This is a genomic window from Paracoccus cavernae (assembly GCF_042430175.1).
GTDB lineage: Bacteria > Pseudomonadota > Alphaproteobacteria > Rhodobacterales > Rhodobacteraceae > Paracoccus > Paracoccus cavernae.
This window is the reverse complement of the sequence record NZ_JBHMDZ010000027.1, coordinates 1-2,271: the sequence shown is the minus strand read 5'-3', so window position 1 is coordinate 2,271 and position 2,271 is coordinate 1. Positions and strand designations below refer to the sequence as shown.

Genomic DNA, 2,271 nt, shown 5'->3' with positions numbered 1-2,271 from the left:
CGCGGGGTGACGCCCCTCAGCCTTTCGGTTCTTCTTCGCAGGAGCTCGACGGTTGTGAGGAGCGCGATGGAGAAGATCACGAGCAATGTGGCCACGGCGAGGATTGCGGGCGAGATCTGCTCGCGGATGCCGGTCCACATCTGGCGCGGGATGGTCTGCTGGTCGGGGCCCGCGATAAAGAGGACCGCGACGACCTCGTCAAACGAGGTCACGAAAGCAAAGAGCGCCCCCGAGATCACGCCCGGCAGGATCAGCGGCATGGTCACGCGGAAGAAGGTCACCCTCGGGTTCGCGCCAAGACTTGCCGCCGCGCGGTTGAGCGATTGATCGAAGCCGATCAGCGTCGCCGTCACCGTGATGATGACGAAGGGGATCCCCAAAGTCGCATGGGCCAAAATCACGCCCAGATAGGTCCCCGCCAGCTTGCCGCAGGAGGGCTCCAGCCCGATCCAGCCCAAAGGCGCGCAGGGGTTCGAGTAGAAAAAGAACATCCCCGTCGCGGTAATGATGATCGGCACGATCATCGGCGAAATCAGCACCGCCATGATGATGCGGCGAAAGGGCATCTCGGGGCGCGACAGGCCGAGCGCGGCCAAAGTCCCCAGCACCGTCGCCACGATCGTCGAGAACACCCCGATGATGATCGAGCTTTTCGCCGCATTCACCCATTTCGCATTCTGCCAGGCATCGACCCACCAGCTCCAGCCGCGCGGCGCGTCCGGATTGGTCATGCCGAAGGTCAAAAGCGTGTCGTACCAGCGCATCGAATAGCCCTCGGGGTCGAGGGACAGCATCTTGTCGGTGAAGGTGAAATAGGGCTCGGCGTTGAAGGACAGCGGGATCACCACCACGATCGGCGCGATCAGGAAGAAGAAGATCAGCCCGCAGAGCACGAGATAGGCGTAATGCCAGACCTTCTCGAGGGGGGATGCGTAAGTCGGAAGTGCCATGGTCAGCCCCCTCAGCCCAGTTTCAGATTGTCGATGCCGACGAGGCGGTCATAGACCCAGTAAAGGATCAGCACGCCTCCCAGCAAAAGCGCCGCCAGCGCCGCCGCCATCGACCAGTTGAGCGTCTGCATCATATGCATCGCGATCATGTTCGAGATCAGCTGGCCCGACGAGCCCCCGACCAGCGCGGGCGTGATGTAGTAACCGATCGCCAGAATGAAGACCAAAAGCGCCCCCGCCCCCAGCCCCGGCAGGGTCTGCGGGAAATAGACGCGCCGGAAGGCCGTCCAGCTCGTCGCCCCCAGCGAGCGCGCGGCGCGCACATAGCTCGGGTTGATCGTGCGCATCACCGAGTAAAGCGGCAGGATCATGAAGGGCAGCAGGATATGGGTCATCGCGATGATCGTGCCCATCTGGTTGTAGATCATCTGGAGGCGCTGCTCGTTGCCGATCACGCCCAGCCAGACGAGGAAATCATTGACCACGCCTTGCTGCTGCAGCAGCACCATCCAGGCGGTGGTACGCACCAGAAGCGAGGTCCAGAACGGCAAAAGCACAAGGATCATCAAGAGGTTGGACTTGCGCAGCGGCAGGGTCGCCAGCAGATAGGCGATGGGGAAACCCAGCACGAAGGTGGTGAAGGTGATCACCGCCGAAAGGATCATCGTGCGTTTGAACAGCATGACATAGACCTGCTGCTCGGGCGGGGCGGCGACGATCTCGCCCTGATCGTTGCGGGTGCGGTCGATGGCCGCGAGATAAAAATTGGCGGTCAGCGGGTCGGAGGCCTCGCGCATCGCGGACCACAGCTTGGGGTCCTCCCATTTGGGATCAAGCGCGAGCACCGCCTCGCGGAAGGGCGGCTCAAGCCCCGCGCGCGCCTTGCGGCCGGCCGAGGTGAAAAGCGAACGCGAGCCCGGCAGGTCATAGTTGATGCGGGTGCCGACGGTGCCGATGGTGCGCGCCTCGGCCGAGGTCGCGAGATCGGCGGCCAGCGCGGCATAGGCGCTCTCGTCGATGGCGCTGCCGCGGGGGTGGTCGTTGAACCATTGGGTCAGCGCCGGCATATTCGCCGAAAAGCCGTCATTATGGACCGAGCGTTGCAGCATCTGCCCGATCGGCACGACGAAAGTCAGCAAGATGAACAGCAAAAGCGGCAGCACCAGCAAAAACGCCCGCCGCCGCGCCCGACGCGAGGCCCGCGCCAAAGCCCGCGTCAGCGGCTGCCCGTCGGAGGTGCGGAGCGGCCCGCCGGACGAGGCGGACTCCGCATGGGGATCAAGCGCATGGGCCATAGCTTTCCTTCATTCTCGGGGACGCG

The 2,271-nt window shown here is 63.8% G+C and carries 2 protein-coding genes; both read right to left on the bottom strand.

Annotated elements, in window-relative coordinates; genetic code table 11:
• Positions 1 to 950, bottom strand: a 950-nt coding sequence (locus ACFFUC_RS12495; protein ID WP_377686697.1) for an ABC transporter permease, incomplete at its 3' end; no start/stop codon positions are given.
• An 11-nt stretch (positions 951 to 961) separates the two neighbouring features.
• On the bottom strand, positions 962 to 2,245 hold the full coding sequence (locus tag ACFFUC_RS12490; protein ID WP_377686695.1) for an ABC transporter permease: 1,284 nt from the start codon (positions 2,243 to 2,245) through the stop codon (positions 962 to 964).
• Positions 2,246 to 2,271 lie beyond the last annotated feature (26 nt).